This is a genomic window from Fulvivirga imtechensis AK7 (assembly GCF_000331535.1).
GTDB lineage: Bacteria > Bacteroidota > Bacteroidia > Cytophagales > Cyclobacteriaceae > Fulvivirga > Fulvivirga imtechensis.
In genome coordinates this window covers 40,685-65,163 of sequence record NZ_AMZN01000004.1, presented here as the reverse complement: position 1 = coordinate 65,163, position 24,479 = coordinate 40,685, and the positions used below count along the sequence as shown (strand labels likewise).

The 24,479-nt window shown below is 42.8% G+C and carries 25 protein-coding genes; 6 read left to right on the top strand and 19 right to left on the bottom strand.

The features are described from left to right. The first annotated feature begins 57 nt into the window (after window positions 1-57). Complete coding sequence (locus C900_RS29675; protein WP_009577794.1) at window positions 58-213, top strand: hypothetical protein; 156 nt, start codon at window positions 58-60, stop codon at window positions 211-213. Window positions 214-247: 34 nt separating this feature from the next. Here C900_RS29675 and C900_RS01605 read toward each other — a convergent pair whose 3' ends face one another. Then, on the bottom strand, window positions 248-937 hold the full coding sequence (locus C900_RS01605) for a head GIN domain-containing protein (protein ID WP_009577793.1): 690 nt from the start codon (window positions 935-937) through the stop codon (window positions 248-250). A 373-nt stretch (window positions 938-1,310) separates the two neighbouring features. Between C900_RS01605 and C900_RS01600 the strand changes: the two genes are divergently transcribed. Then, complete coding sequence (locus C900_RS01600; protein ID WP_009577792.1) at window positions 1,311-1,706, top strand: TerB family tellurite resistance protein; 396 nt, start codon at window positions 1,311-1,313, stop codon at window positions 1,704-1,706. A gap of 14 nt (window positions 1,707-1,720) precedes the next feature. On the opposite strand, the gene C900_RS01595 is transcribed toward C900_RS01600, so the two are convergent. The 3 genes from C900_RS01595 to C900_RS01585 are packed head-to-tail and all read right to left on the bottom strand — an operon-like array spanning window position 1,721 to window position 5,226. Next, window positions 1,721-2,824 carry an alanine racemase gene (locus C900_RS01595; RefSeq protein WP_040495207.1) on the bottom strand — a complete coding sequence of 368 codons (1,104 nt, stop codon included), beginning with the start codon at window positions 2,822-2,824 and terminating at the stop codon, window positions 1,721-1,723. Between the two features lie 13 nt (window positions 2,825-2,837). Beyond that, window positions 2,838-3,443, bottom strand: coding sequence for a DUF2911 domain-containing protein (locus tag C900_RS01590; RefSeq protein WP_009577790.1), 606 nt, complete (start codon window positions 3,441-3,443; stop codon window positions 2,838-2,840). A 52-nt stretch (window positions 3,444-3,495) separates the two neighbouring features. After that, window positions 3,496-5,226 carry an amidohydrolase gene (locus C900_RS01585; RefSeq protein WP_040495206.1) on the bottom strand — a complete coding sequence of 577 codons (1,731 nt, stop codon included), beginning with the start codon at window positions 5,224-5,226 and terminating at the stop codon, window positions 3,496-3,498. An 83-nt stretch (window positions 5,227-5,309) separates the two neighbouring features. On the opposite strand from C900_RS01585, the gene C900_RS01580 reads away from it, so the two are divergent. Beyond that, on the top strand, window positions 5,310-6,014 hold the full coding sequence (locus tag C900_RS01580) for a hypothetical protein (RefSeq protein ID WP_040495205.1): 705 nt from the start codon (window positions 5,310-5,312) through the stop codon (window positions 6,012-6,014). A gap of 59 nt (window positions 6,015-6,073) precedes the next feature. Here the strand turns inward: C900_RS01580 and C900_RS01575 are convergent, their stop codons facing one another. The 11 genes from C900_RS01575 to C900_RS01515 all read right to left on the bottom strand — a co-directional run bounded on the left by C900_RS01575 (window position 6,074) and on the right by C900_RS01515 (window position 15,793). Beyond that, entirely contained in the window at window positions 6,074-6,565 is a 492-nt protein-coding gene (locus C900_RS01575) for a DUF4126 family protein (RefSeq protein ID WP_009577787.1), read from the bottom strand. Between the two features lie 132 nt (window positions 6,566-6,697). Continuing rightward, complete coding sequence (locus C900_RS01570; RefSeq protein ID WP_040495204.1) at window positions 6,698-8,779, bottom strand: OmpA family protein; 2,082 nt, start codon at window positions 8,777-8,779, stop codon at window positions 6,698-6,700. A 1,136-nt stretch (window positions 8,780-9,915) separates the two neighbouring features. Further along, window positions 9,916-10,716 carry a hypothetical protein gene (locus C900_RS01555; protein WP_009577784.1) on the bottom strand — a complete coding sequence of 267 codons (801 nt, stop codon included), beginning with the start codon at window positions 10,714-10,716 and terminating at the stop codon, window positions 9,916-9,918. After that, window positions 10,709-11,608, bottom strand: a complete 900-nt coding sequence (locus C900_RS01550; RefSeq protein WP_009577783.1) for an ABC transporter ATP-binding protein — start codon at window positions 11,606-11,608, stop codon at window positions 10,709-10,711. The genes C900_RS01555 and C900_RS01550 overlap by 8 nt, the downstream gene beginning before the upstream one ends. A 6-nt stretch (window positions 11,609-11,614) precedes the next feature. Next, window positions 11,615-12,208 (bottom strand): DoxX family protein, encoded by a 594-nt coding sequence (locus tag C900_RS01545; RefSeq protein ID WP_009577782.1) that lies wholly within the window; start codon window positions 12,206-12,208, stop codon window positions 11,615-11,617. Continuing rightward, a complete protein-coding gene (locus C900_RS01540) occupies window positions 12,208-12,675 on the bottom strand; it encodes a DUF4252 domain-containing protein (protein ID WP_009577781.1) in 468 nt (155 codons plus the stop codon). Before C900_RS01540 ends, C900_RS01545 begins: the two co-directional genes overlap by 1 nt. 77 nt (window positions 12,676-12,752) lie before the next feature. Then, window positions 12,753-13,256 (bottom strand): DUF4252 domain-containing protein, encoded by a 504-nt coding sequence (locus tag C900_RS01535; protein WP_009577780.1) that lies wholly within the window; start codon window positions 13,254-13,256, stop codon window positions 12,753-12,755. Between the two features lie 40 nt (window positions 13,257-13,296). Further along, window positions 13,297-13,824 (bottom strand): DUF4252 domain-containing protein, encoded by a 528-nt coding sequence (locus C900_RS01530; protein ID WP_009577779.1) that lies wholly within the window; start codon window positions 13,822-13,824, stop codon window positions 13,297-13,299. A 19-nt stretch (window positions 13,825-13,843) separates the two neighbouring features. Next, window positions 13,844-14,374 carry a hypothetical protein gene (locus tag C900_RS29670; protein ID WP_009577778.1) on the bottom strand — a complete coding sequence of 177 codons (531 nt, stop codon included), beginning with the start codon at window positions 14,372-14,374 and terminating at the stop codon, window positions 13,844-13,846. Then, window positions 14,361-14,879 carry an RNA polymerase sigma factor gene (locus tag C900_RS01520; RefSeq protein WP_009577777.1) on the bottom strand — a complete coding sequence of 173 codons (519 nt, stop codon included), beginning with the start codon at window positions 14,877-14,879 and terminating at the stop codon, window positions 14,361-14,363. The genes C900_RS29670 and C900_RS01520 overlap by 14 nt, the downstream gene beginning before the upstream one ends. Before the next feature lie 188 nt (window positions 14,880-15,067). Next, window positions 15,068-15,793, bottom strand: coding sequence for a hypothetical protein (locus tag C900_RS01515; protein ID WP_185113947.1), 726 nt, complete (start codon window positions 15,791-15,793; stop codon window positions 15,068-15,070). A 248-nt stretch (window positions 15,794-16,041) separates the two neighbouring features. On the opposite strand from C900_RS01515, the gene C900_RS01510 reads away from it, so the two are divergent. Continuing rightward, window positions 16,042-16,542, top strand: coding sequence for a dihydrofolate reductase (locus C900_RS01510; RefSeq protein ID WP_040495199.1), 501 nt, complete (start codon window positions 16,042-16,044; stop codon window positions 16,540-16,542). 6 nt (window positions 16,543-16,548) lie between these two features. After that, entirely contained in the window at window positions 16,549-17,343 is a 795-nt protein-coding gene (locus C900_RS01505) for an SDR family oxidoreductase (protein WP_009577774.1), read from the top strand. 6 nt (window positions 17,344-17,349) lie between these two features. Here the strand turns inward: C900_RS01505 and C900_RS01500 are convergent, their stop codons facing one another. The 4 genes from C900_RS01500 to C900_RS01485 form a co-directional block, all read right to left on the bottom strand. Then, window positions 17,350-18,771, bottom strand: coding sequence for a TolC family protein (locus C900_RS01500; RefSeq protein ID WP_040495198.1), 1,422 nt, complete (start codon window positions 18,769-18,771; stop codon window positions 17,350-17,352). Then, complete coding sequence (locus tag C900_RS01495; protein WP_342662382.1) at window positions 18,758-20,056, bottom strand: HlyD family secretion protein; 1,299 nt, start codon at window positions 20,054-20,056, stop codon at window positions 18,758-18,760. Before C900_RS01495 ends, C900_RS01500 begins: the two co-directional genes overlap by 14 nt. Window positions 20,057-20,118: 62 nt before the next feature. Then, window positions 20,119-22,290, bottom strand: coding sequence for a peptidase domain-containing ABC transporter (locus C900_RS01490; protein WP_009577771.1), 2,172 nt, complete (start codon window positions 22,288-22,290; stop codon window positions 20,119-20,121). Between the two features lie 6 nt (window positions 22,291-22,296). After that, the gene (locus tag C900_RS01485; RefSeq protein ID WP_040495196.1) at window positions 22,297-22,980 is read right to left on the bottom strand and encodes a TetR/AcrR family transcriptional regulator; all 684 of its coding nucleotides are present in this window, start codon (window positions 22,978-22,980) and stop codon (window positions 22,297-22,299) included. 494 nt (window positions 22,981-23,474) lie between these two features. On the opposite strand from C900_RS01485, the gene C900_RS01480 reads away from it, so the two are divergent. Next, a complete protein-coding gene (locus C900_RS01480) occupies window positions 23,475-24,224 on the top strand; it encodes a sulfite exporter TauE/SafE family protein (RefSeq protein ID WP_009577769.1) in 750 nt (249 codons plus the stop codon). The last annotated feature ends 255 nt before the right edge of the window (window positions 24,225-24,479 follow it).

Here is a 24,479-nt window from a genome sequence, read left to right as displayed (position 1 = left end):
AAAAGAAAAACAGAACCTTAATTCTATTCCTTCGTAAAAAACAAAAAAATTAAACTTATGATTAACTTTTCACTGAAGCGAACCAGTTGGAATTTGAGAAAAGCAGTCACTAAGTCCGTAGATGCCTCTTATCTCAAGCACTTCAATCAGGCAGTGATCAATTGGGAGTTGAACCTGCAGGAGGAACGTATGAAAAGATCATACAATATATAAATAAAAACCCGACTAATTTAGCCGGGTCTCTTTATCAATTCGATTTTCTCACGGATCCTCCGCTGCTACTATCGGTCTGCGACCGCTCAGGGCTGCCGCGGTACCTGATGCTGCCACCACTACTGGCATGCGCATCAATTTCCTTATTGACTGTAACTTTTGCACTGCCTGCGCTACTGGCCCGCACTCTTACGTTGTCTGCCGCAAGGTCAAACGCATCTACCCCTCCGGCGCTGCTGGCGCTTATCTCCAGGTATTTAGTACGTCCCTTGAGTTCAAGATCTCCCGAGCTGGATACGGATACATTTATTTCATTCATCTCAGCGGTAACCTCCACGTCCGCTGCACTTGAAACATTTATTTCCAGCCGATCACCCTTTATTGTGCCTTCGGTAAAAACACCCGAAGCAGAGCTGGCCGAAATATGGTCGAGTTTCACAAATGTCACATATACTTTTACACTATGGCTACTATGCCTGCCATGGTCGAGATGGATCTTTAGTCGCCCTCCACTAACTTCAGTGAGCACATCTCTTAAAGATATTCCCTTTGCCTCCACCCTTACACTTTCCCTGGTGCCCGGCTTCAGGTATACATCAATTGCTTGCCCTGTACGTATCTCATGAAATGCCCCAACATTCCTCTCTTCTACCTCCTGGGCCCTAACACCGTTAAAAACAAGGGCAAAAAACAAAGTGGCTATTACAAATTTTACACTTTTCATATTTTCTCATTTTTAAACTCACCCTAAAGACATTTGCAGTACAAAAGGGTTGCATGAGTATGCAAAACAGTTCAACTTTTACAAAGTTTTTAAAAGAAAACGCAGCTAAGATAGCCAATCGCAACATAAAAACTGCTAACAAAAACCGAACAATGGTTGTATAAATACCGTATTTTATTCAAAAGACTGAATCCGGCTCGGGGATGTGAATAATGAAATAAGGGAACCCCGTAAAATGTGTTTAATAGCGCCTCTTTTTTATGTCCGGTATAATATTTAATTATTTTTTTGACTATATTGGATGAACGTAAATAATAACTTAGCATTAAATCATAAATTATAAACTACTAAATACTACTAATCTATTCTCAAGATGATTAAGGAACAATTAAATGTACTTATACAGTTGGCTGCTAGTGATAATAAGGTTGCAGAAAAGGAAGCCAAACTTATACATATGATAGGACAATCTAACGGTATATCTAAAGATGAGATTGATGATATGCTTAAGAATCCCGGAAGACCTATCGGAGATTTGGGAACATTGACAGACGATCAAAAATTTGAACACTTATATCACGTTGTGCAACTGATGAAAGTAGATGGCCAGGTATTTAAAAGTGAGATAGTTTTTTGTGAGGATGTAGCTTCTCGCCTTGGATATAAAAAAGGTGTGATCGGTGAATTATCATCCAAGATCTTCAGTGACCCGTCTATTACTTCAGATAGAGAAAGGCTTAAGCAAAGGGCTCAAAAATACCTCAGGTAATATAACGAACCGGGTTAATCCCGGTTTTTTTGTGCATAATGATCAATCAACTCCCCGTTAAAATTCCTGTAAACTCCCATCGCCTCCGCTGTAAGGCATGAATGCACAGGCAATACCCCCAAAACATCTCCTATTTTTGTCTGCTCAAACTCTTCTGCAGAGAGGTGTACAATACCATGCTCCTGGGAAAGGCTCTTCACAAAACATCCCTCCAGTGGTTCACTCCAACCATTAGATCCCAACCTCACTACCATACCGAAGATCTTCTTCTGCCCGTCCTCTATGCTGTCTTTTGAAAAATGTACCGCACCCCCATATATACAAACATCATTGCTGCCAGCATTTTTGGATACAACAGGACAAGCCATAGCTACAGCAATTTGGTCATCAGCGCAAGATCCTATTATTGTTTGCATTACATCGTAGAAAACAAAATTACCAGGACTAATAGCATCTATCTCGTCAAAGCGCTCTCCCACACTGCAACCCGGAGTATCACCCATACAGAACTCCACATTCAAATCATTGCTCTCTGCCCACTGTCGCACCTCCTGCATACACTGTACGGTACGACTGAACACCTTTCTTATATCATCTTTCGAACGCGCATCATATGAATGACCGGCATGCGTATAAAAACCCTTTAGGTTGATATTATCAGCAGCGGTGACAGTAGCCACCATTGAGGAGATACGCTTAAGATCACTGTGTGGAATACCGGTTCGGCCACCTCCGGAATCTATTTCAATAAACAAATGAACTTTATACGTCAGCATACTATCCAACTCAACGATAACATCACGATCATCGGCTAAAAGATTGACAGTTGCATGGCTGGCCAAAGCATTGATAACATCTATTTGTAGTAAGTTGACAGGAAACGCCACCGTGATTTCCTTCCATCCTGCTTCGGCAAAATATGTTGCCATGCCTAAAGAAGAAACCGTAATAGCCTCCACACCCTCCTGTCTGAACCATTCTCCCACCTTTTTGGACTGGTGGGTTTTAAAATGCGGTCTGAAAATGAGGTCATTCCTACGGGCCTTTTCACACATACGAGCGATGTTGCTCCGGCACTTCCGCTCATCAATCAGCAAGGTTGGTTGCGTAATATTCATCAATGAATCTTTACTATTGCTCCGTTGGCTCCACGGGAATGGTTAACCGTACTTTCTCCCAGGCAAAATGTATCGCATTTTCACTCACGACATATTTCAGCCGCTCCTCACTCTCTTCCACCCATTCCGGTGACACTTCCACGCGTACTATGTCATGGTCAGGTGTATAGTTATATGCACCCCATGCACCATGTTTCTCCCTGTTCCAGTCGGTGTTAATAACTGCTACCCAATTTTCGTTTTCCTTAGGAATAATATAAAACCCATATTTACCGGCAGGGACTGTTTTATCCCCGATTGTCACGTCCTGGCTGAATTCTATGGAAGTGGTTTCATTTGCACCTGCGCGCCAAACCGCTCCATAACTCTCGAGGCCGCCCCATATTTTCCTACCCTTCACCCCTGGTGATCCATAATCTATCACTACATTGACATCACCAATTTGGCCAGCCGCCTGCTTTCTCGGGCTGGCTATTACCGGCTTTTCTTCAACCTCAGTTGCCACTTTAGCTGTATCAGATGCCGTATCAGACTCGTCAGCGGTTTTTTGGTTACAGGATACTGTGAAAACAGATGCTGTAGCCAAAAGTAGAATCAGAACTTTGTTTACTATTTGCATGACAATATATTTGTTTAAGCTTGTTTTTCAATATGATAAATATTTTAATAAGCTACAAGCCGTTATAGACAACCTTCCCCCCGACAATAGTCATTTTAACCTTGGTTTGCAAAAGCTTATCTTCGGGTACAGTCATTATATCCTGAGAAAAGATCGTAAAATCAGCAAGTTTATCCGGCTCGATTGAGCCTTTAATGTCCTCTTCAAAGGCCCCATACGCAGCATCCAGAGTATAAGATCTTAGAGCCTGCTCGCGCGTCATTTTTTGCTCCGGCTCATACCCGTCTTCGGGTGTCCCCTCAAGTGTTTTACGGCTTACGCTCGCATAAAAGCTGGCAATGGGGTTGATAGGCTCCACAGGCACGTCTGTGCCATTAACAATTCTGGCTCCCGACTGCAGCAACTTCTGCCAGACATAAGCGCCTTCCTTAATTCGCTTTTCACCTAAGCGATCGATGGCCCACGGCCTGTCTGACGACATATGAATGGCCTGCATCGCTGGCACTACACCTAGTGAAGCAAACCTTGGAATATCATCAGGGTGCAGGTGCTGAGCATGCTCAATCCTGAACCTGTGATCCTTTGCTGCTTCAGGGTTTTTGTTAAAAGCCTTTTCATACCGATCCAAAATCTCCTGGTTGGCGCGGTCACCGATAGCATGCGAGCAGACCTGAAAGCCACTTTTCAAGGCCTTTTGAGAAGTTGCCAAAACAAATTCCATGGGCAAGGTTTCATGACCGAAATGACCCGGCCTGTCGGTATATGCTTCCAGAAGCCAGGCTCCTCTGGAACCTAATGCCCCGTCACAGTTTAACTTTATGGAACGTATGGTCAGCAGGTGGTCTGTTGTATCAATTTCCGGCCCTCTGTCATACCATTCCTCCAACAGGTCAGGATCGAAGCCCGTAAGCATGGCATATATTCGCACACCCAATTCACCCTTTTCCTTAGCGTTGTGGTATAGCTCAATGGTCTCCCTGCCTATGCCTGCATCATGAAAGCTGGTGATACCGCTTGCGTGACAGGCTTTAACCGCCAACGCCAGCGCCTGCCTATCTTTTTCGGGTGTACTTTCCGGTATATGCCGGGCAATCAGCTCCATGGCACGTTCATTAAATATCCCCGTAGGGTTACCCAGTTCATCTCTGATGATCTCTCCGCCCTCCATATTCAGTTCGTGTATATTCTCCTTCGACAGCGGCATTACTCCTGCAATCTCCATTGCCCTGGCATTGGCAAAGCCCGCATGGCCACTGGCATGACGCAGGAACACAGGGTTGTCCGGTGAAACTTCGCTCAGCAGTTGATGTGTCTGAAAGCCATGGACCATAGGCTCAGGAGCAGGGGTCCATTTACTTTGATGCCAGCCTCTCCCTGTTATCCATTGGCCGGGTTCCGCTTTTGCCACGGCAGCTTCTACACGCTCCACCAACTCCTTATAGCTGGTAACATCCAAAAGATTAAGATTTAGCTCGCTATAACCCAGCCCCATGAAGTGCCCATGCCCCTCAATCAGCCCGGGGGTCATAGTAAGCCCCTTCAAATCAATTATCTCGGTAGAACCGGCTACGTAATCCTGAGCCCCGGCACTACTTCCCACAAAGATGATCCTGTTACCTTTTACCGCCACCGCTTCTGCCTCTGGTTGAGCTTCATCCATAGTGTAAATCGTACCTCCTTGTATGATCATGTCTGCTTTTTCCACTTCTCTTTCTCCGCTACAGGCGCAGAAAAAAAGAAGACCGAGCAGATAAAGCCCGAATAATTTCTGACTTAACTTCATATAATACTTTATCTTTAAGTTCTGTTTTGATGGTCCTGAAGTTACCATTCAATTTCTAAATAAACTAAATACTAACTTCTGATATGACATGTAAACTATTTAAACGGTCGATAATTAGCATATGCGTTTGTTTTTTTCTTATAGTTCCTTTTGCCAATGCCCAGGAGGTTGGTTTGTCGTTTTCTTACTTCCTTCCTAAGAATGGCTATTTTTCGACACCTATCAGTCCATTCTCAATCCGGGGATTAGGTGTTGACCTGAACCGTTATGTTGCCCTGCAAACCGGAGCCTCTCTTTATCGTATGTCCGGCTTAAATGTAAAAGATATTGAAGATTTTAAAACTGAGGATCCAATCCTGGGACCTAATTTCACCATTTTGGTACCCGTGGAACTGGTTTTGCAGTTTGTCGGCCGGGGGCAGGAATTCAGAATTAAAGGCGGTGGATTTGGGTTTTATGGATTTGATAATAAGCTCAATTATGGAAACCTGGATAAAGCGATACGAAAGTATGAAGGCTGGGATGTTGCCAATTCAGCATTTGATTTTGATCATGGACTCGGCCTTGGTTATTTTTTCGGAGCAGAGTACATTATTTTTGTTACCCGGCAATGGGGCTTGTCTTTAGAGGCCAATTATTTCGTTGGAGATGCCGGTCTGGGACTAAAAGGCAGCTATACCGGAGGCATGATGACCGGCCCCCTGGAAACAAAACAAAAAGATTATGCTGATTCCAAAGTCGATTTCACAGGATTGGAGATCTCGATTGGGATTATTATTACTCAATAATATAGTTAACGTGAGTTCGGCATTTTATATCGAACTCACGTTAGTTAATGTGGCCAGAGTTAGAGCCTTCCATTGCTCATTATAGCCTTACCACCGGTAATAACAGCAATATCTTCAACTGCACCTACTATTTTATCATTAAGATTTAGATCCTTACCTATCTGCTTCCTGAGATAAAAGGAAAGGAAAGCTGAGGCTATGGCTGCCGCTGCACCTGCAACAACTCCATGCCAGGCCTTTTCTTTGTTATAGACAAATGCTGCGGCTCCGATCAATCCGCCTGAAGCAGCCCTACCCAGAAGTGAGACAGGGTGTATCCGGTTGGGCGCCTGTGGTGTCTTGTCTCCTACTACCTCTCCTGCCGCCAGCAACTTTACCCCTCTTGAAAATATCGTTGACCGCAGGAAACTCAATTTAGAATGCAGCAGACCATTTTCAGGACGACCAGCAAGGTAGTGACTAAGTATAGCCGGGGCAACCATTGATCGCATACCTGCAATAGCTCCCATACCCACTGCTACTTTCATTGCCTGTTTTCTACTGATATTCATAATCCGTTTATGTTTTCATAATAGAAACAAGCACAGGATTTAGGTGTTTTATTCCGGCGGCTATTTAAAATGTTTTTTTGAAAAAAATTGCGGTGTAAAAAGTCAATCTAATATCGGTGTAGCAGAAACACCCTACTCATTTACAGCCAGAGATTCTCCCATTCCTATGATCTCGATCTCTGTTCTTCTGTTGATCTCACGGCCATCCTTTTCATCATCATTTGAAACAAGAGGCCTTTCTTCTCCAAATCCCTTCGCAAATAAACGTCCGCCAGGTATCCCTCTGGCAACCAAGTAATCAACTACAGCCTGTGCTCTTTTTTTTGAGAGGATCTTATTATAGACTGCATTGCCCACATTATCCGTATGCCCGTTGATCTGCACCTGAAGCGAACCATTATCAAGCAGCAACTCTTTAATCCTGTCTAATTCTGCCAACGACTCTGTTCTCAGGTCTGCTTTGCCTGTATCGAAGAAGATGTTTTTGAGAATTACTTTTGAGCCAACTTTAGCTTTTTGCAGTAGTACGTGCGTATCCACCTCCTGGTAGTCATGGAAAGCGGGGAGATTAAAGTTTATGGAGTTAAACAAATACCCAATTTTACTGGTAGAAACTCCATAATTTCCACCATGGGGAATCACCAACTCAAATTCGCCTGTTTCCGGATCTGAATCCACCTCCGCCACCAGGATATTTGTTTCGTTGTTCATTAATTTTAGTTTGGCAAACAAAGGCTTTGCTGTTGTTGCATCTATCACTTTGCCTCTCAAAACGGTTACCACTCCCAGATCTTTCTGGAGCTGCATAAAACCCTCATCATAGTATTTTGTTGTTGCCTCCTCCGTGTTATCATCTAGCATAGGCTCAGGGTCTCCGGCATCTGCAATTAATTCTTTTGGAGATACCGGTAATTCTGCAATTATTTCTTCGGTTATTGCCGGTTCCTGTTTTATTGGCTCAGGCACATCCATATTTGCATAGTAAATATCTGCCATTCCGGTGCCTCCACTCCTCAATGAGGTATAGTAGGCCTCTTTTCGGTCAGGGGTTATTACAAAATAATTGTCATTAAACACAGTATTGATAGGATAACCCATGTTAACCGGCTCCTGAAACTTGCCATCAACCAGTTGACTGTAAAAAATATCTGAACCCCCCATTCCCAGATGGCCGGTAGAGCCAAAATACAAGGTTTTACCATCGGGATGGATAAATGGGGCGTCTTCGCTGGCGGGAGTATTAATAGTTGGCCCCAGATTTTGAGCAGGGCCCCATTCACCATTCTCATCCAATTCACTCCTATAGATATCCAGGTCACCTATTCCTCCCGGCCTGTTGCTGGTAAAGTATATGGTTTTACCGTCAGCGGTGATAGAGGCTGCTGTTTCCCAGAATACAGAATTGATGTGTTTACTCAGCGGTTCTGGCGTGGTCCATTCATTGTTTTCAAATTTGGATGTATAGATATCACCACCGCCCTTTTCATAGTACAAAAACAGGGTTTTACCGTCAGGAGAGATAGAAGCTGCTGCATCATGATATTTCAGGTTTATACCGGACCCGATCTTTTGCGGCTTGTCCCAATCGTTGCCATCGCGATGAGAAATATAAATATCTTCGTAGTACGAGCCATCACTTAGCCTCAAGCCGCCTGTCGATCCGGCGCGATTAGACGTGAAAATCAGCGATTGTCCATTGTCAAAGATGAGTGGTGTGTAATCATTGTAAGGCGAATTAATATTCATTCCTGCGTTGCGCACCTCAATTCCTGCGGAATGACGAATAAGGGAATCTCCAAGCATGCATTGGTCAATTTTATGATCAGCAATAAAGGTCCGCTTTCTGTGCCTATCCTTATATCTTTTAAAAGCAGCTATGGCCTCATCAAACCTGTTGTGATACTGATAAGCCAGTCCGAGATGGTATTCCATATCAGCATCCACTTTTGGATCAAGCTTATAAACAGTTTCCAGATATTTCAGCGCCTCTGTTTTGTTATCACCGGCTAGGTAAGCCAACCCTAACATATAGGTGACTTTTACATTTCCCTTCTTGAGGTTAGCCGCCCTGTGGTAGTATTTAACAGCATTGTGATAGTCACCATATTTATAATAGCGATTAGCCTTCTTCATATAGGCTTTATAGCTTTGCCCGAAAGTAAAGGTGCTTATGGAGAGGAATAAGATGGTTAAGGTCAGGTATATAAACTTCATGGCTATTCACGTTCTCGCGCAATAGTCTTAATCAGCCATTATAGACAAACAACGACCTCAGCCTTTCAGAAAGACTTAAGATTGTCATTTGCAGTCACAAAATAGAAAAAAACTATTTGTATATCAAATAAACCTTACATCAGGTGTCAATTATTTAATCCAATTCGCTAAAGAGCCCCCATACTATAAGTTAACATGAGTTAGATATAGTAGACCCGATTAAATTATATTCGTATCTAAACACAGACCTAAAAAACTTCTTTAAGGTCATTCTGCCTGTCCCGAACTTGCCTAGGGCTTGTTCCAGAGCCCCTGAGAAAAGGGTGATTAACCGTAGTGACACTCCGCCAAAAGCAAATGAAATTCCGAAGAATAGGGATTTTTTTCTGCACCATTTTATTGCCTGGGTTTATCGGGCTACTTCTCAAGAAGTACTTTGCGGAGGGGTCCCGGAACTGGTCCGGGAACTGGTGCGAGGGGGCCGGTTAGTTGCTATTTTTATGGCTTATCACCGGAATGGATGAATAGACTTTGTTTACCAATTCTTCAATAAAAAAATCCATAACCACTAGTCCCCGGACCTGTTCCCATAGCCGTTAACTTAAGAGAATAACGAGCCCCCAGAGGGGGTAAATCTTTGTAGCCCGGGGTGAAGCCCCGGGTTTAAACGAGAAGTTGAGTGTGCCATAGGAAGGCCCAACCATGGAACACAGGCTTCCTTGGCACACATGGCAGGAATGAGTTCGAAGCATTTACCTTAGTAAGCATGGATGCGCCAAAATAGCCTTCTCATCTTCCCAAGCTTGAATGTGGCGCATAAAAAAATCTAATCCTATCCCGGGGCTTCACCCCGGGCTACCAATATTGCATCCCTACCGGGATGCTTAAGTTAACGGCTATGGGACCTGTTCCGGGGCCCTTGAGAGAAGGGTGATTAACCGTAGTGACACTCCGCCAAAAGCAAATGAAAAGCCGAAGAATGGGGATTTTTCCTGCGCCATTTCCTCAAGGCCGTTCAGGTAACTGTCATTATACACAACATCAACTAAAAAGTTGTTGGCTGCCTCCCCAAGGCAAGTTCGGGACAGGCAGGATGACTGCCCTTTTTTAAGCATTTTATATCGAACTCACGTTATTTACAGATCGCTTGCTTTTAGCTTTGCATATATGGCATAGATAAACAATGCCAGATACACAAAAACCACACCTACAGCGGAAAGGCTAACATAGTCCTGGATTTCCTGGAACCAATATTTGGCAAATGGAAATTCGATCAGATTATTGATAGCGTGTAGTGGAAAATATTCAGCTATGAACTCCATAGACTCCGGCAGATTGCCTGTGATAGCATATTCTATTGGAAGATATAGCAGCAAAATAAATATCGTTAGTGCCGATCGCTTAAGCAAGACAGTGAGCAAAAAGGCAAATACCAAATAAGTGAACAGGTCGAGAAAGTATGCAAAAACGAACTCAATCCCCGTAAACATATCTGAAACCGCTACATTAGGTGTATAAATAAATCCGGTGAGCAATCCGGTGAGAAATACAAACAATGTAGAGCCGAGGCTCAGCAATAAAATAGTAAGCAGCTTGGATTTGATAAAGTCAACCCGGCTCATGCCATCGATGATATTTTGGCGAATTGTTTTATAACTGTATTCATTCGAAATTGAAATGATAACAACAATGGCCAGAAATATCTTCAGAAAGACATACACATAGGTAATATTTTGCCATATATCAGGGAAGTGGAGCACAGGGATCTTCATTGGATCAAACCCATCAAGTTCAGCTCCCTTTTCCTTCAGCCATTTTAAAAATTCCATTACAGAAATGGGGATACTGAAGATCAGCAGACCGTACATAATATTGAGCACCCAAAACGCCCTGTAATTGACAAGTTTTTTAAGGTCTATTCGTAATAATCTAAGCATTATCTGATTCGGCTAAAAGTTCTAAAAACTGTTTTTCGAGACTCTTTCTTTGCGTGAGCAGGTGTGATATCGTTATGCCCTTGCTAAACAGGTAGGCATTCAGATCTGCCGCCCGGGCGCCATTCTCCAGTGTTACGATATACTTACCATCTTCCTCCACTACTTTGGCTGCCATCGGGTAGCCTTGCAACACCATCTCCATATCGCTGGCATCAGCAATTACCTCCACCGATTCAACGCCTTTATTTACTTCCTCCACGCTTCCCGAATACAGGAGTGATCCTCTTTTCAGTACACAGAAATGAGTACACACCTTCTGTACTTCATCCAGCAGGTGGCTTGCCAATATGATCGTCTTTCCTTCTCTGGCAATCTGCTTTATCAATTCTCTGATCTCGGCAATCCCTTGCGGATCAAGGCCATTCGTTGGTTCATCAAGGATCATCACCTCAGGATCGCAAAGTAAGGCTGAAGCTATGGATAACCTTTGCTTCATACCCAATGAGTAGGTCCTGAATTTATCGTGACGTCTTTCATAAAGCTCCACTTTCTTTAAAACGGGTTCTATCCTATCCACCGGGGCGCCCTTGATCTCCGCAACTATTTCCAGATTTTTCACTGCTGACAAATAAGGGTAGAAAATCGGGGTCTCCAATATTGCCCCAATCTTCTTTCTCATTTCCTTGGTGGGCGGCTGTCCAAACCAGCTAAAGGAACCACTGGTCTTTTTAATTACATCGAGCAGTATGCCCAGGGTGGTAGTTTTGCCACTTCCATTGGGCCCGAGTATGCCAAAGACATTACCACGGTGCACCTCTAACGAAAGGTTCCTGACCGCAGTAATACGACCATATTGCTTCGTGAGGTTTTCAATTTTTAAAACTGTATCCAAAATGATTTAAACTTTCTTTTTCTTCCTCAATTTATAAAATGCATTCGTTATTCCTAAGCCCATAAACGCAAGCCCACCCATGCAAAGTAAAATTTTATGGCCAGGGGTATAATTAATGCTTAAAAGGCCTGCAAAGAAGATGACTACTGCTGCCAGCCAGACATAGTCATCGCGGGTCCGTTGACGTGTAGCGGGAATCGCTCTGAGGCTTTCGACATCATCTGTAAAAATGAATTTTAGCCGATGGTAGTCGGCTGCTAACAGACTGATATTCAGCAGGAGTAGAAATGTATTTACGTAGGGAGTACCCACCCAGTTCAGAGATATGGTGACAACCAGGATGCAGACCAACAATGGGAAAAGCATAACTGCCCCCAAAGTAGCAAACCGTTTGGTAAGCAATAAAAGACCAACCAGGACCTGGGAAAATGCCACGAAACGGGCAAAGAGCGCTAAACCATAAGGAGCCAGCTCCTGCTCCAGCCACTCAGGACCTATAAGACCGGGAAAGGGCATAAGCTTTGACATGCCCGCTGTGAAGAATATAAGCCCAAGAAATATGCGAACCCCCTCTAAATAGAGCAGTGTAATCCTCTTCATCAATTAATATTCTGTACCTTCGAGATGAGGTTGGCTAGCTGGTTTAGAGGCACCGCCCCCTTAATATCCAGAATAGAAAGGCTTTCGGGATCGTTCATCAGCAGTACAAGACCTGTAGTGATACCATCATCTTCCTGGATAAGCACTTTGACATTCATCCCTTCATGACGCATGGTCATCATCTCCTCAAATTTCTCTTTCAGGTAATCAGCCTCCATAACTTTATAGTCGCTATCGCTGATCTTGTTTTCTTTCTTATTAATACGCATAAACTTCATCTTATCAATATCCCTGATAAGCGCTTCGAACTCAGCATTATTTTCCTGGTTGAGCATTTTCAGCGTATTGTTATAAAAAAACAAGGTAAATGCTCCTTCGTATCTTTTGGAGTATTTTTTTGTTGTTTCGCTCTGGGTATATCCCTGATAGCATATAAACAGGCAGATGGCTATTATTAATGTTCTCATGATCCTAAAAATCTTGTGCTATTGTTGATCAGGTGCAGATCATGCCCCTGATCAACAATAATAAATGATATTAATTTTTAATTCCAGTTTTTGCGCTGCTTAGCCAGGTATGCGAGGTCTTTCATATCTAATGAGCCATTAATATTCATCACCATAAACTCATCGTCCTCTTTGATCAGCACAAGCATATTTTTAATCTGTGAGTTTGTTCCCTGAGTCATGAAATAAATGCGGTCGCTACCCTCTTTCACAGTCATCAGTTCCTCATACTTCTCTCCTTTCAACTGACTTCTCATGTCATCAAGGGATTTATGGTCGAAGCCTGTTTTATACATAGGTATCGCCAGTATTTCCATAGAAGTAATGCCATCTGCTATCCTGCCGATTGTTTTGAGGTCTTCATCTGACTCATCAAACGAGGCAATAGACGCCATCAACTTAAAAAGACTGCCATTGAGTGATATTACCTTTGCATCGCGGTCTTCCTTGTATTTAGAATGAAACGCTTCTATTGTCTTGCTTTGACCAAATACTAAGGAAGTTGCACTTACCAGTAACAATAATGTGATTAACTTTTTCATAATTTAATTTATTTTGAGTTTTTGACCTTATTTGCTGTTATTAATTTCCTTTTTTCTTATCATCGAGTTTTTGCAGCTTATCCAGTCCATCGATATCCATTGCTCTTGATATTTTTGATATCTGCTTTAAGTCTATCTCACCGAACAGGCTGAGAATAAAGAACTCCTTATCGCCACCCATCACCATCAGCAACTCGCTGATCTTTCCGTTCTTCTCTTTGATCATAAACTTCATGTCCCGGTCTTCATCGCGGACTGACATCAGCTCGTCATATTCTGTTTTAGGAATGAGTGTAAAGGCTTCTTTATACAGCTCCTTTCCTTTGGTGGTATTGTTTTTTGCCAGTATTTTAAGTCCCTTAAGCTTACTGATAGCATCCATTATCTCCTGGTCCTCCTGCGTCTGCATTTCCATGTTGGTAAACAGACCAAACATTCTGCTTGTAATAGACACATGGGTAAAATCGGTATCAGATTCATACTTATTAAAGAACTTACTGATGGCATCCTGCGCATTAAGTTGCACAGTTATCATTACTCCCACGATTAAAATTATTACCTTTTTCATTTTCTTTAATTTAATATTTTTATAGTGCTTCTGTATCTTTTACTTTATCCTGTGCTTCACTGAAGACTCCCACCTTCCGTACTTCTTTTCTGCCTTTGTTAAAGTTTTTGGAGATCATCATCAAAGCCTTTTTTGTTTCTTCATAAGCCACTTTCGGGTCTTCGAAAGTGTCAGCCAGATAAGGGTCCATGGTGTCTTTTTTGTTTATGTACTCCTCTCTGACAAAATAAGTTGCTGTTATCAGGATCAACCCCACTGCGGCCACTCTGGCTATGTTGTAAAAGAGTTTTATTACCTTTCCCTTACCAGCAGCGGAAGCTTCCGGGGGTCCTTGTGTCTGTATCTCCGTTATTATTTTTTCGTCAAATAGCCCGTCTAGTTTTCCACTTTTCTTTTCTTCCTCGTAGTACTGAAATAATGGGGCTACAGACTGCCACTTTGCAGGCACTTTACCGGAATTAAAGAATTTCTTCAACTCCTTCTCTTCCTCCAATGTAGTTTCACACTCCCAATATCTTTCCAACAACTGCTCTATCCTATCCAAGTCCATATGCGTTGATGTTTAATAAATTCTCTTTTACGGCCTTTCTTGCTCTAAACAGGTTAACCTTTACCTGATTCATATCTATTTCCATGATCTCACTGATCTCCTGATAGCTATATCCCTCCACATCCCGCAGTTGGATAACCTGACGCTGCTTCTCTGGTAATGCCTGTATAAAACTGCCGATCGTTTTCATTGTGTCACTTAATTCGGTTGAGCGGTAGGGTGTCTCCCTGTCTCCGCCACTTACGTCAAAGCCTTCTTCTATAGGGGTTGTATATTTATTGTGTTTGGATTTCAGTCTGTCAAGAGAAACATTTCTTGTTATCCTCATACACCATGCTTCCATATTCTCAAGCTGATCCATCTCCTCACGCTTGTTCCACACTTTTATCAACACCTCCTGAACGACATCCCGTGCCTCATCCTCATCCCGCAGGAATCTTAATGCAAACCTGTAAAGCTTATCCTTTACTGGCAGAACACGGCTTTTAAACGCTTCCAAACTCATAACTCAACTTCAAGACGACAGGTTACAATGAATGTTACAGCAATATGAAAAAAAATTCCGGTTTTCTCGTTTCTGGTGGCTGGTGGCTGGCTTCTTGCCGCTGGTTATTCGTGCCACCACTGTCTGCATCTCACGAATAGTGGTGCCACGAAAAGAAGAAACTAAAAACTGTGAACGAGACCTGTTAACTATCTCACTACTCTCATCTCGCCATTGATCTCGGCTACATATACTGGTAGAGAGGTATGACCCTCTTCGTTTTCAGAATAAAACAGTGGGTGGCCTTTTGAGGTGGTCAATTCCCATATTCGGCCTTCACAATAGGATACAGGGATCACATCTTCTCGGGATACCTCCTCCCATTCCATATTAAACATATCCCCGGTAAATGACTGTTTCAGACTTTCCCTGATTATCTCTTCTTCCACAGAATAAGAAAGGGCATAATCACGAACTTTAGGAGACATATGCTCCAATAGCTTTTCAATATCATGATTCTTAACCCATGATTTAAGCTTTAGCGCATATTCTATCAATTGTGATGTGTCATTGATAACTGGAGATCTAAGTATCACCTCACTAAAATCAAACTGCTCATTGTCAAAAGTGATCAATCGTTCCTGTTCTTTGGATGCATCAATGGTGAACTCAACTACATTTTTCCTTTCGTCATCCGAACTTACTACTTCACCACTTTTATACAAGGTTACGCTTCCCTTTACAAAGGCATTGTCTCCCAAAGATTTGATGAGTATCAGGAGCTTATTTCCTTTACCAATCAGCGCAAGGTTTACTGGAAGTTGATTGGCCACCTGCCCCTCTGTGCTGATGTCATAAACGGGAAACCCATTAAGCAGGCATACTACTTCTGCACTGTTGGAGGACACCCTTAGATAATAAAATTCTTGTTCCATATCTTGAACAGGTACAGTGGAATTGAGGTTAAAAGCAAATAGTAAAAACCATTTCATTATCATAATTAAATGTACACATATATTGTTTAATTTTAATGTTAAAATTTACTTTTGAAATGAGGCATTTAATCATGTACCCGGTACTATAAAAAAGCAGTTTTAAGTGCTCTTAACACTTATAACAAAACGAAAACGAACCTGTTTTCCTGTGCTACAAACATCAGGAAACAGATAACCTGAAATATCCGATGAAAATCTCAATGATAGCAGCCGTTGCTGAAAATAATGTAATAGGAAAAGATAATGACCTGGTATGGCACCTGCCTGATGATATGAAGTTCTTTATGCAAAAAACTTCTGGGCACCATGTTGTCATGGGACGAAAGAATTTCGAGTCACTACCTGAAAAGTTTCGCCCCTTGCCTAACAGAACCAATATTATAATGACCAGACAGCCCGGCCTACACATACAAGGTGCTCATGTAGTAAATACGCTGAACGATGCCTTGGACATTGCTAAAAAAAATAAAGAAAAAGAGGCTTTTATTATCGGAGGCGGAGAGATCTATCAATTAGCAATGGATGTGGCCGATACTATGTACATTACTGAGGTGAAAGGCACTTTTGACGGTGACGCTTTCTTTCCGGAATTTGACAGATCAAAATGGCTCGAGATCGAAAGAATACACCACAGCGTAGATGAAAGACATGAATATGCTTTTGATTTTGTAACTTATCAGAAGAAATAGGAGCTAATGAAAGTCAAAGGCAAAGTAATCTGGATCACAGGAGCTTCCTCGGGCATTGGTGAAGCACTGGCTTACACTTTATCTCAAAAAGGGGCTAATCTTATTTTATCGGCAAGGAGAAGAGCGGAACTGGAGAGGGTAATGAGTTCGTGTGACGGATCTGAGCAAAATATCAAAATACTACCACTGGACATTGCGCAGAGAAATTCCCTAAAACTAACCACAGCGGCTGCCATACAATTATTCGGTCATATCGACATCCTGATCAACAACGCGGGGATTAGCCAGAGGTCGCTTGCCAAGGATACCCCACCCGATGTCGACCGAAAGATCATGGAGGTAAATTATTTTGGCACTATTGAACTAACAAAATACCTTCTGCCCCACTTTTTGGAAAGAAAGTCAGGTCAGTATGTAACGGTAACCAGTCTGGTTGGAAAATTCGGCACTCCTTACCGCTCTGGTTATAGCGCTTCAAAGCATGCACTACACGGCTTTTTTGATTCTTTAAGGGCTGAATTACATAGTACGGGGATCACCACCACCATTGTTTGTCCCGGGTTCATTCACACCAACGTCTCCGTAAATGCACTCACTGAAACAGGAGAAAAACTCAACAAGATGGACAATGCCCAGGCTTCAGGAATGGCACCGGAGGTTTTCGCGAAAAAAATGATCGCAGCCATAGAGGCTAATAAGCGTGAGGTGTATATAGGAGGAAAGGAAAAATATGGCGTTTACATAAAACGGTTCTTCCCGGGTATATTTGCCAATATGGTGAGGAAAGCGAAGGTGAGGTAGCATTAATCAATTCACAACAGCCATACCTGCAGCCCAATACAGATACGCTTCATTCTTTTTGTATTTAGTGTTAAGCTTTATGTATTTGCTTCTGGCCTCGATAAGTTTATCCAATTGTACATTGATCTTAAACAAATCACTCTCTCCATTTTCAAGATTCATCCTTTCCGCATCCACAATTCTTTCATAGCCTTCCACCATCTGTCGCTGACGGCCTATAATTTCAGAGGTATTTAATAATGAGGTATAAAGCGCGTTGATCTCATTGATGATCTCACGCTCACGGTAACTGCGTTCATAGTTGTTATCCAAAATTTTTAAAGAGGTATGGTTTACCTTTGCTCTCTCCTTGCGTAGCAAAAGAGGAAATGAGAACTGCAAACCGATCTTGTAATTATCAGTAAGAGAAAATGCCTGCCGCTCTCCGTTGGCATTGAAAGGCTGGTCCAGCAAATAATAGCCGATATCCAATGTTGGCTTTAAGTTTTCTCTGGCCAGTCGCTGATCCACCTGCAGCATGTCATTTTTAAGTTCGAGCTTTCGAAGCTCGGGGTGATTATTGCGAGCCTGCTCAACCAGTGCTTCAAGCTCAAAGGCAGAAGTAGCAATAACTGCAATAGCTTCAGGCGCCACATCATCTCGCAGTTCCAGAGGCAGCCCTCCTTCTGCCCACAGATGATTGGAAAGCTTAAGGGCAGTTGTTACCCTATCCGCATCAGCTTGTTGAAATTCAATAAAGCGCTTTTGCAAAGAGATGCCCGCCTGAACGGTATCAATAGCTGCTACTTCACCATATTCAAATGCAAGCCTGGTCCTGTCAAAGATATCCTGTGCAATTTCTATGGCTTGTTCTGCCAGTATATATTGGTTATAAGCGTCATACCATTCCCAATAGTCGTTTGCAGCGGAAAGCAGCAGTTTGTTGATCAGTTTGATCTGCTCCACCTCCGACATATCTTTAAACAGAGCAGCTTTTTGTACTGTCGCCCTTCGTTCATCTATAAAAAGGCCCCGTCCGACAGGCACGGAAATACCACCATAGACCTGCCGGTGATCCGTACTTTCTGAAATATACCTTTCAGGGTTTAGGTAAGCACCGGTATTTTGCTCGATACCCACTTCAGGGTCTAAAGGCAGCCAAACCGGTATTTTCAAGGCGCTTTTAAATATGTTGTAGTACTCCGTATCGTTGTATGACTTCTTACTCCATAAGGTTTCAACCTTAGGATCGAAAGCTCCACGTGCCATACGTAGCTCTTGCATTGCCTGCTCCGGAAGTAGCCTCGCCTGCTGCACCACCGGATGATACTCCATTACTATACTATAGAAATCGTCAAAAGAGAACACGGGGGCAGATTTAACAGACTGTCCATGCGACTGAACAGTAACCCCCAAAAAAAGCAATAACCAAACTCTATTTTTTATCATCCTTTACAAAGGTCATATCTTTATTTTCTTCGTATAAACTTGGAGGAAACCCGTTGAGCTGTCGCCAAATCTCATACCACAGGGGCACATCCTCCAGCATTACCCAACCTTTGGCGCCTGAACCAAGAGCTAGCCTTTCCGGCCATGGCTCATCATCAGGATCAGGAGTAACCAATATTCTGAACAACCCTTCAACGCTATTCACCCTGTCAACCACTTGAACTATCCCCCCAAAGGAACCGACAGAAACGTTTGGCCAACCGGAAAATTGTAATGCCGGCCATCCGTCAAACTCTACCCTCACCTTGTTCCCTCTGGCTATTAGCGGCATGTCCATAGGTTTAATAAACAGCGCCACCGCTTTGTCGAGCGATTGAGGCAGGATAGACACCACCGGTTCACCTTCCTTTATTGTTTCTCCTATACCGGCTTTCATAGCCTGCACAACGTACCCATCCTGCGGAGCCCGCAAAACATACTGCTCGTTCCTTATCTCCATATTAGTATATTCGTTACGCAGTTTGAATAACTCCCCTTCGGTGTTATAGGTATCGGACAACGTTGCATTCAACTCCGATTCTGCTTTGTTGATCTTATCATAATAATCCGCCTCCACAGCATTAATATCAATACGAGCGGTCACCAACTCCGTCTTACTCTGTAAAAACTTATTCTCGGCTGAAACAACCTTCATTTTGCTTTCCTGAAACTTTGATTCCAGGTCCTGAAGCTTTGTAAGTGCTATGTTTCCCGCTTCATAGAGAGTTTTGTTGCGTTCGTACTGGTTTCTAAAGTTGGCATACCGCACCCTTTCCGCCTCATAGTCCACACTATCGCTGGTAAGCTTGAGCCGGGCCTGCACATATTTGTTTTGCGCTTGATTCAACTTTATATTCATGGCTTTTTGTAAGGCTTTTATCTGGTCCTGCAGCGCCTGGGCTTTTGCTATTTTGGAGGTGAGCGCTTTTTCTTTAGAGGTTATTTGCTCTCCGAGTCTCTCCAACATCTGAGGGTCGAAATACTTCTCCTTTATTTCCGATAGCTGCAAAATGGTGTCGCCCTTACTTACATACTGCCCTTCGACCACTTTCCAGTTGCTAATTCTTCCGGCTATGGCACTCTCCACAGCCTGTGGCCTGTTTTCAGGAGTTAGTGCCGTAACCTTACCTTTGCCCTGTATGTTTTGCTGCCAGGGTAAAAAAAGACAAACAATAAACAGAAGAAAGAACCCAATAAGCCACCTGGCCAGCGTTTTTCCAGCACTAGGCGTTTTGAGTGTTTTCAAAGTATAGAAGTCACTTTTTCTAACTCTTTTTTTAACCGAAACTGAGGATAAATTCAACATGTTTAATTCAGTATTTGCTTTAGAGCCTCCTGATGCATAAGGTCTTCAAACGGACCTTCTGCTATCTTCCTTCCTTTATCTAGCACCACCACCTTATCACAGGCTGCCATAACAACAGGATCATTTGAAACTATCCAAATAGTCCACTTATGTTCCGGATGCATGAGCATCGACATCAACTCCATTCGTTCTGCTCTGCGAAAACCACTAAAAAAGTCATTGAGAATAAGCAGGCCAGGATTTTTTGCCAGACAGCGTGCCAGGATGAGGCGGTTAACAAAGCTACTGGAAAAACCCTTTCCTCCACTTATTACAGGCGTACTGAGTCCTTGAGGCATTGCATTTACTTCATCCGATAAACCAACTTTTTCCAAAGCCCAAACGGCATCTTCAGTTCGGGCAAACGGTTTGGACAATATAATATTATCGAGGATAGAACCTTCAAAAATATCTTCCTGTGACACGTTCTTGCCCATTCTATCTCTGAGCCTGTTAAGATCCAGGTCTCGTATTGAAAAACCATTGATAGTTATAGCCCCTGAAAAGTTTATATGCAGACCGGATATCATGTTTGTTAGCAATGTTTTTCCGGCGCCACCCGGACCTGCTATGCATACATGTTCGCCTCTGGCCACTGTCAGATCAATATCCTGCAACACATACTCCTCCTCTTCAGGAAATTTATATGACAAACCTTTAACTTTTAATTCAAGCCCCTCGTTACCTGCCTGCTGAGGCAATATTAGCCCTCCTCCACGCTCAAGCGGCAGGTCCGTAACCTGTGATATTTTATCAACAGCCGTGAGGATGTCATACACTACATCCATATACATAATGATTTTTTCTACACTACTGATGATTAAAATAATGATCACTTCAGCGGCCACGAATTGTCCTAGAGTAATCTCCCGCTCTACCACCAGTAAGGTGCCGATGATGAGCAGCCCTCCCGTAACCAGCGCTTTGAAAAGTACCATAAAGCTATATTGCTCGATCAGTACCTTAAAGTGGCTCTTCCTGTTCTTCAGATAGTTGTTGGTGAAGTAATCCGTCCGCCTCATCGGGAGATTGGTACTGCCTGACAGCTTGAAACTGTTGATAGTCCTGGCCAGCTCCTCCAGCCAATGCACCACTTTATATTTATACTTCGACTCCTGTATGGATGAGGCCAGTCCTCTACTCCCGGTCATATAAAAAATGACAGCTAAAAAGGCCAGTAAAAAAAGTCCGAAAAAGACGAAAAACGGGTGATAGAGTGACAGAAGAATCAGTCCGAATAATATTTGTATGGCACCGGAAGAAAAGTCAATGAGTATTTTTGGCAAGCCCTTTTGAATGGTAAGCACATCAAAAAACCTGTTCATCAGTTCGGGAGCATGATATTTAAAAAGCGCCTCGGCTTTTATTCGCGGCACCCGGAAAGCAAACTCAAATGCTGCCTTGGCAAAAACCCTCCGTTGCAAATACTCCACCAGTGAAATTTGCATAACCTGAAGGCCACCGACAGCCAAAACACCCACTATTACCAAAGAAATGAGAAGATAGATAGAGCTAAAAAATACACCTCCCGAAATCAACGATACTATCGCCTGTATACCCAGAGGCAGGGACAGGCCTATCAGCCCGATAAACAGTGCGTATACATATATATAAAATATGTCTTTTTTCTCTTCGGAAAGTAACCTGACCAGGCGCTGGAATGGTGTGAAAGTTTTAACCTCTTCTTCATCCGCACGATCATCGCTCACCAGGCTTTTATATGCAAATACACCGAGAAAAACCACCCCGCCCTGCGGATCGGTATACAGGTTCGGGAAGTTATCCTTTACAGGAGAAGATGCACCCTCTTCGTCCATCCATTGATAAAAAGTTCTATTCTTTTTTTTATAAAAGATAACGGGAATATAGCCTCCACCACTACTGCCGAAAGCTACCAAAGGCATCTCCACTTCGCTCAAAAACGCCCTGAACTCGTCTTTCCCCAGATAATTTTCAAGAAAAATAATGTTGAGTTTATTCCCAGCCTCTATAAGATCGTGTTTGAACACCTCAAGTTCGTTATCGCCGTACTGACGAAAATTATTCTCCAAATCCACCAGTGCAAGACCATCAAAATCCTGCTCCAGTATATCTGCCGATCTTCGTAAGATGCGAATAATGTGCCTGTTGGTCATGTTTATTTATTTACCGATTGATCTAAATACCATTTCCCTTAAAAAACGGGCATTTGCAACATTCACATCCTCGTTCGTCTTACCCAACTCTGTTAAAGATGGCAGATGATCGCTGTAGAAGAGTTGCTGGTGAGATGCCTGAAGCGCTGTACTAATAAGGGAATATGGAAATTTAAAATCGGGGTTAACTTCCTTAACGAAACCGGCTATTTTATCACACAACGATTTGAAACCACGAAACAACCCCTCTTTATTATCTTCATCCACTTGTTTAGTCAGATAAGTCTTGTCCGATTCTGCAATTACAATCCTGAAAAGTGCTGTTTCATCTACAAGCGGAAAGGCAGGATCGAGCACCTTTTTCTGCGCCAATATGTCCAATGCTATTTCAAGTTTTTTTAAAGGGGATTCAATATTCTGCGTTCCAAAATCGATCCGGTACTCCAACCAGACCCAATACCAGGCAATAAGATATACCAGGAGGCGGTGCTTGTTATCAAAGTACCGGTAAACAGAAGCTTCCGTTGACTCTATTTGTTCTGCCAGCTTTTTAAAAGTAAATTTCTCGAATCCAAGTTCATCGATCATTTTGATACTCTCCTGAATGATCTTTCTTCCCAACTCAGTATCCTGCGGATCACGTTGATATAAGTTTTTGTTCATAACCAACCTAAGAGGCGTAGTATTCATATTAATTTAAATAGTAATACAATTTTAAATAATAGTATTACTATCACAAACGTATTATTAATTTTTTTGTTCTCTGAAATGGCATTTTTTCACCCCTCGCCCCTGACAATCACAAAGAGATAGTTGGTGTTGACTAAGAAAACTCTGGCCGTCATCGGGCTTTCCCCGAGGCTTGTCTCGGGAAGGAATCGAGGCGATCCTCTCTTAATGCATGCCAAGAAAGAGGGAATTGCCGCACTTCGTTACCGATGACGATAAGTTGTGAGTTTTCTTACAAACACTAATTGCCAAGCTAATTTTCGTTCTGTTTTCCCTTTTTCTGCGTTAAATTTTTTCGCCTTAGCTATGACTACGCCTGCAAATTGCCTTGCATAAAGAAAAACAGCGGCAAAAATTCAGTGAACCAATTTAGCATTCACCACACTAGTTCGGTAAGGTATTTTTTTATCCTTCCACTTATTTTAGTTTAGTGGCTTGTATTTATCATCAATGACATGGACATCACTGATTTTCTCCTATTGATAGCCACCGGTCTTGTAGCCGGATTTGCAAACACCGTAGCCGGAGGCGGCTCTTTGCTCAGCTTACCGGTACTTATTTTTATGGGTTTGCCTCCTGCCGTAGCCAATGCAACAAACCGTGTAGCCATTTTCTCTCAGAATATTTTTGGAGTCCTTGGCTTCAGGTCCAAAGGTGTGTCAGCTTATCCCTACAGCCTTTACCTCGGTATCTCAGCCTTTTTTGGGGCTATCATCGGGGCCAAGATATCCGTCAACCTTGATGATGACTTGTTTAACAGGATTATTGCTGTAATAATGGTACTGGTGGTCTTTGCCATGGTTTTCGGAAAAAAAAGGTCGGGCCACATAGAGGATGAGCGGATGGACAGGAGGTCGGTGATCGCAGGTATCATTGCCTTCTTTTTTGTAGGCATCTATGGTGGATTTATTCAGGCCGGCGTTGGCTTCATTATCATGGCTGCTCTAACAGGCATTAACCGTTTTACCCTGGTAAAAACTAACAGTGCAAAAGTTCTGGTGGTATTTATTTACACCTTGTCTTCTCTAGGTGTATTTATTCTTGAAGGCGTTATCAACTGGAAGTACGGTCTTACTTTGGCCATAGGCAATTCAGCAGGAGCCTGGATAGCCAGCCGCTGGTCTGTTAAAAAAGGTGACAAATGGATCAAGAGATTTCTGGTGGTGATGGTTATTGCTCTTGCGATTAAACTCTGGTTTTTTTAATACTTCTATTCAATGGCTTATAAGAATACCCCGAGTGCCTTAAGAAAAACGTCAAGGTTAAACTACCCTCGCGTAGCCGCTTTGGCAGAGCAAGGGTTTTTGTGCCTGCGCACCGAAGTGCTATGGCACAAAGGCGCGAAGTGTCAAAAAGCGGAGTATTGAGACAAGCGTAACACAGACATTGGAGTTTGCTTACAGACCCTGTCTAGTCGTAATTAACCTAACGTGAGTTCGATATAAAATGCCTGAAAATAG

Excerpts from the sequence above, each read along its gene's own strand:
- C900_RS29675 (WP_009577794.1), top strand. The coding sequence starts at position 58 with ATGATTAACTTTTCACTGAAGCGAACCAGTTGGAATTTGAGAAAAGCA.
- C900_RS01605 (WP_009577793.1), bottom strand. The coding sequence starts at position 937 with ATGAAAAGTGTAAAATTTGTAATAGCCACTTTGTTTTTTGCCCTTGTT.
- C900_RS01600 (WP_009577792.1), top strand. The coding sequence starts at position 1,311 with ATGATTAAGGAACAATTAAATGTACTTATACAGTTGGCTGCTAGTGAT.
- C900_RS01595 (WP_040495207.1), bottom strand. The coding sequence starts at position 2,824 with ATGAATATTACGCAACCAACCTTGCTGATTGATGAGCGGAAGTGCCGG.
- C900_RS01590 (WP_009577790.1), bottom strand. The coding sequence starts at position 3,443 with ATGCAAATAGTAAACAAAGTTCTGATTCTACTTTTGGCTACAGCATCT.
- C900_RS01585 (WP_040495206.1), bottom strand. The coding sequence starts at position 5,226 with ATGAAGTTAAGTCAGAAATTATTCGGGCTTTATCTGCTCGGTCTTCTT.
- C900_RS01580 (WP_040495205.1), top strand. The coding sequence starts at position 5,310 with ATGACATGTAAACTATTTAAACGGTCGATAATTAGCATATGCGTTTGT.
- C900_RS01575 (WP_009577787.1), bottom strand. The coding sequence starts at position 6,565 with ATGAATATCAGTAGAAAACAGGCAATGAAAGTAGCAGTGGGTATGGGA.
- C900_RS01570 (WP_040495204.1), bottom strand. The coding sequence starts at position 8,779 with ATGAAGTTTATATACCTGACCTTAACCATCTTATTCCTCTCCATAAGC.
- C900_RS01555 (WP_009577784.1), bottom strand. The coding sequence starts at position 10,716 with ATGCTTAGATTATTACGAATAGACCTTAAAAAACTTGTCAATTACAGG.
- C900_RS01545 (WP_009577782.1), bottom strand. The coding sequence starts at position 12,208 with ATGAAGAGGATTACACTGCTCTATTTAGAGGGGGTTCGCATATTTCTT.
- C900_RS01540 (WP_009577781.1), bottom strand. The coding sequence starts at position 12,675 with ATGAGAACATTAATAATAGCCATCTGCCTGTTTATATGCTATCAGGGA.
- C900_RS01535 (WP_009577780.1), bottom strand. The coding sequence starts at position 13,256 with ATGAAAAAGTTAATCACATTATTGTTACTGGTAAGTGCAACTTCCTTA.
- C900_RS01530 (WP_009577779.1), bottom strand. The coding sequence starts at position 13,824 with ATGAAAAAGGTAATAATTTTAATCGTGGGAGTAATGATAACTGTGCAA.
- C900_RS29670 (WP_009577778.1), bottom strand. The coding sequence starts at position 14,374 with ATGGACTTGGATAGGATAGAGCAGTTGTTGGAAAGATATTGGGAGTGT.
- C900_RS01520 (WP_009577777.1), bottom strand. The coding sequence starts at position 14,879 with ATGAGTTTGGAAGCGTTTAAAAGCCGTGTTCTGCCAGTAAAGGATAAG.
- C900_RS01515 (WP_185113947.1), bottom strand. The coding sequence starts at position 15,793 with ATGGAACAAGAATTTTATTATCTAAGGGTGTCCTCCAACAGTGCAGAA.
- C900_RS01510 (WP_040495199.1), top strand. The coding sequence starts at position 16,042 with ATGAAAATCTCAATGATAGCAGCCGTTGCTGAAAATAATGTAATAGGA.
- C900_RS01505 (WP_009577774.1), top strand. The coding sequence starts at position 16,549 with ATGAAAGTCAAAGGCAAAGTAATCTGGATCACAGGAGCTTCCTCGGGC.
- C900_RS01500 (WP_040495198.1), bottom strand. The coding sequence starts at position 18,771 with ATGATAAAAAATAGAGTTTGGTTATTGCTTTTTTTGGGGGTTACTGTT.
- C900_RS01490 (WP_009577771.1), bottom strand. The coding sequence starts at position 22,290 with ATGACCAACAGGCACATTATTCGCATCTTACGAAGATCGGCAGATATA.
- C900_RS01485 (WP_040495196.1), bottom strand. The coding sequence starts at position 22,980 with ATGAATACTACGCCTCTTAGGTTGGTTATGAACAAAAACTTATATCAA.
- C900_RS01480 (WP_009577769.1), top strand. The coding sequence starts at position 23,475 with ATGGACATCACTGATTTTCTCCTATTGATAGCCACCGGTCTTGTAGCC.